At 74.5% G+C, this 290-nt stretch carries 1 pseudogene; it reads left to right on the top strand.

The annotated features are described in order from the left end of the window. A pseudogene (locus AN216_RS00115) lies at positions 1-290 on the top strand (sarcosine oxidase subunit gamma); the annotation flags it as partial.

The following is a 290-nucleotide window of genomic DNA, read 5'->3' as shown; positions in this document are numbered from 1 at the left end:
GTGCGCCTGGCCGAGCGGCCCTTCCTGACCCAGGTCAACCTGCGGCTGCGGGTCATCGGCCGCACCGATCCGGGACGTTTCACGCTCGGCGGCCCCGACCCGCTCCGACTGCCCCGGACCCCGAACACCGTCTGCCGCTCCCGGGAGCGTACGGCCCTCTGGCTCGGGCCCGACGAGTGGCTGCTCCTCGCCCCGGAGTGGACGGCCGACCAACTCACCGGCGAGTTGCGGGCGGCGCTACGTACCGCCACGGCCGACCAGCTGGTGAGCGCGGTGACCGACGTGTCCGC

It is taken from the genome of Streptomyces oceani, from assembly GCF_001751245.1.
GTDB lineage: Bacteria > Actinomycetota > Actinomycetes > Streptomycetales > Streptomycetaceae > Streptomyces > Streptomyces oceani.
The sequence above is the reverse complement of the archived record's forward strand: the minus strand, read 5'-3'. Positions and strand labels throughout refer to the sequence as shown.